Raw genomic sequence first — 1,793 nt, forward strand, 5'->3', positions numbered from 1 at the left:
GCTATTGATTTTCAAATATTTATATATTGTAGCATTCTGATTTAGGTTTGGTAAGTTCAAAAATAGAATTCTCAGACTAAACTCAATCAATACGATCACCCATTTGCCCTTTCAAAATGGATTCTATGGCTTCCTGTCATCTTTTATTTGCTTGTTGACGGCTGACGCTCCCTGAACGCCCTCTCCCTCCCGCATAAAGAGAGAGGAAGCGGGGGAGGGGTGGCATTGCTGTCCACAAACGTAAACCGTGCGATACAGGACACTCACCTTTCGCACTCGCTCTTTGACAGATTGATACCACACACGAGAGGGAAAACCGCCATTTGATGTTTGGTCGGTCGGCAGAAAAACGTTATCTTTGCCATTGAAGTAACGTAAATGAAAGAAACTATGGCAACTTACACAATTCACATCAACGAACGAACAAAAGAAGGACGTGGCCTTGTAACTTATCTGCGCAGTATAGGGTTGATCTCTTCTTCGCCGGCCGATAAGGGCATTGAAGCAACACGTCGTGCTTTCCGAGAACTGAAAGAAGGCAAGGTGACACGATGCAAGAACTTCGATGACTATAAAAAAAGTCTTGGCTGATGCGCGAAATCGTTTATACACATCAATATAAACACGATGTGAAACGGGCACGCCGTCGTCATCTGCCGGAAAAAGAATTGGATGCAGTTATTCAGATGCTTGCAAACGACACACCCTTACCGCCGGAAAAGCGCGACCATGCGTTAAGCGGAGAGTTTGCCGGAGCCCGCGAATGCCACATTCATCCTGATTGGCTGTTGATATACAGTAAGGAGAACTTGGTGGAGAAACGAAAAGGAAATGCCGTCAGCGAATTGCGTATTCTCAACTTATTGCGTACCGGAACACATTCCGATTTGTTCTGACCGCCCATTGATGTTTGGTCGGTCGGCAGAAAAACGTTATCTTTGCCATGGTTACTAAACTTGCAATCATGGCAGTAGACAAGAAACTATATTGGAAAGAAATGGCCGACTACGATTTGGAAACAGCAGAAGCCATGTTTACCACAGGAAGATGGCTGTATGTGGGTTTTATGTGTCATCAGGTGATAGAAAAGACATTGAAATCATACTGGTGCGCCACACAGCCAACCGACCCGCCTTACATTCATAATCTGAAAAGATTATCGGAAGGGAGCGGATTGGAAAGTATAATGACGGAAGAGCAACTCGAGTTTATGGCGCAAATGATGCCTCTGAATATCGAAGCGCGCTACCCGTCTTATAAGGAGGAATTGATGAGCGCACTGTCGCCCGAACGTTGCAAAGAAATCATCGAACAAACAAAAGCGCTGAAGCAATGGATAGAAAACAAGCTATAAAGCTCGTGAAACGCTATAAAAAGGAGATTTCACGATTGATAAAGCCAACCGCAGTGTATCTGTACGGCTCGTATAGTCGAGATGAAGCGCGGGACGACAGCGACATCGATGTAGCAGTAGTTATCAACGGGCGGGAAGCGGATTGGCTTTCCCTGTCGTCTCAACTTTGGCGTGCCGGCTGGCGAGTGAGTAGTTTGATTGAGCCCGTATTGATAGACGAAACGCGTCCTTCACCCCTATATGATACTGTGAAGCGCGACGGAATCGCGATATGAACGTCGAATCATAGACTTTTTACGATTATCCCATCCCTCACTCCTTTAGAAAGTGAGGGATGATTGTTTTCTCCCCCTTAGTGTGGTATCAACTTCCTCTCCCTCGCATAACGTGGAGGGAATGAGAAGAAAACGGATGAGAATCAGAGGCTTTGCGGCTTGCC

At 45.8% G+C, this 1,793-nt stretch carries 4 protein-coding genes; all 4 read left to right on the forward strand.

Annotation, left to right across the window (positions count from 1 at the left end):
* Window positions 1-390 precede the first annotated feature (390 nt).
* Window positions 391-591, forward strand: coding sequence for a hypothetical protein (locus tag HMPREF0658_RS09505; RefSeq protein ID WP_036884440.1), 201 nt, complete (start codon window positions 391-393; stop codon window positions 589-591).
* Window positions 591-896 (forward strand): type II toxin-antitoxin system YafQ family toxin, encoded by a 306-nt coding sequence (locus HMPREF0658_RS09510; protein WP_006950452.1) that lies wholly within the window; start codon window positions 591-593, stop codon window positions 894-896. The genes HMPREF0658_RS09505 and HMPREF0658_RS09510 overlap by 1 nt, the downstream gene beginning before the upstream one ends.
* Before the next feature lie 68 nt (window positions 897-964).
* Window positions 965-1,354 carry a HEPN domain-containing protein gene (locus tag HMPREF0658_RS09515; RefSeq protein ID WP_036884435.1) on the forward strand — a complete coding sequence of 130 codons (390 nt, stop codon included), beginning with the start codon at window positions 965-967 and terminating at the stop codon, window positions 1,352-1,354.
* A complete protein-coding gene (locus tag HMPREF0658_RS09520; RefSeq protein WP_006950454.1) occupies window positions 1,333-1,629 on the forward strand; it encodes a nucleotidyltransferase family protein in 297 nt (98 codons plus the stop codon). Before HMPREF0658_RS09515 ends, HMPREF0658_RS09520 begins: the two co-directional genes overlap by 22 nt.
* Window positions 1,630-1,793: the final 164 nt, after the last annotated feature.

The organism is Hoylesella marshii DSM 16973 = JCM 13450 (assembly GCF_000146675.1).
GTDB lineage: Bacteria > Bacteroidota > Bacteroidia > Bacteroidales > Bacteroidaceae > Prevotella > Prevotella marshii.